The sequence below is a fragment of the Cesiribacter sp. SM1 genome (assembly GCF_020178975.1).
Classification (GTDB): domain Bacteria; phylum Bacteroidota; class Bacteroidia; order Cytophagales; family Cyclobacteriaceae; genus Cesiribacter.
Genome location: NZ_JAHXBU010000037.1, coordinates 1 through 1,050 on the forward strand (window position 1 = coordinate 1; position 1,050 = coordinate 1,050).

The 1,050-nt window shown below is 42.2% G+C and carries 2 protein-coding genes and 1 pseudogene; 1 reads left to right on the top strand and 2 read right to left on the bottom strand.

Annotation, left to right across the window (positions count from 1 at the left end):
• A pseudogene (locus KWJ01_RS04010) lies at window positions 1–229 on the bottom strand (hypothetical protein); the annotation flags it as partial.
• A gap of 99 nt (window positions 230–328) precedes the next feature.
• The gene (locus KWJ01_RS04015; protein WP_224995135.1) at window positions 329–700 is read right to left on the bottom strand and encodes a helix-turn-helix domain-containing protein; all 372 of its coding nucleotides are present in this window, start codon (window positions 698–700) and stop codon (window positions 329–331) included.
• Between the two features lie 127 nt (window positions 701–827).
• On the opposite strand from KWJ01_RS04015, the gene KWJ01_RS04020 reads away from it, so the two are divergent.
• The coding region (locus KWJ01_RS04020; protein ID WP_224995136.1) for an SDR family NAD(P)-dependent oxidoreductase at window positions 828–1,050 on the top strand (223 nt) is incomplete at its 3' end.

Genomic DNA, 1,050 nt, shown 5'->3' on the forward strand with positions numbered 1-1,050 from the left:
GTAGGGGAGGTAAAGCAGCGAAGGCTTTTTCTACCTTGCTTTTTTCGATTGCTGTTAATTCATGATCCAACGGATTCATGCCAGCCTCCTTGAACACCTGTATAACGTTTTCCGGAGCCTCTGACACACGTTCTGCTGGATTGATGCTCAAGTGCTGAGTTTGTTCCTGAGCGCAAATGTTTAAAGATAAAACTAAAACAAGAGCAGTAATGAAATATGTCTTAAGCATGGCTTTTGAGGAGATGTACTTATCAAAAATACTGACTGAATAAGGCTCCAGATTCAACTCAAAGGATATTGAAACAGGCTATATCGGACCATTAATATGCTATTGACCAGTCACCTGTTCCAAACGCTCTAAAATAACGGTACGCAGTCGCTCCTGGTATTCATCTCCCCATTGTCCCAGGGCAGCTATGACTGGAATCAGAGATTTACCAAATTCAGTCAGACTGTACTCTACTTTTGGCGGCACAACAGGATAAATAACTTTTGTAATCAATTCGTGCTCCTGCAACTCATTCAACTGCATGTTTAACAGCCTGCGTGAAGCATCAGGAATCTTTCGTTGCAGCTCACTTGGTCGTTTGTTGCCTTCATTGATGAACCACAGCAAGCGGATTTTCCATTTGCCGTAAAGCACTTCCCCAATCAGGTCAAGGCCACAATTCAGGCTCGGTGGTATTTTTCTTTCATACATATTATAAAACTACACCAATGGTCCGAAAGGTACAATATGGGAAAAATTTGTCCCTATGCAATTCGTTTTTCCGTACTTGTAGCAACTACACCTACACCTCATATTTGTACATAACAAATTGAGGAACATGGAACATCAAGTTAATTTCAATAACGAGTTATCCGGTAAAACTGCCTTAGTAACAGGTGGCACAAAAGGAGCAGGAAAAGCCATTGCCGATCGCTTACTCCAGGCAGGTGCCAGGGTGATTATCACAGCCAGGAATGCACCTGAAAAGCCTGACGAAAAACTGCACTTTATTTCAGCTGACTTAAGCAAAGCGGAAGGAACTCAAAAGGTAGTAGAAGAAG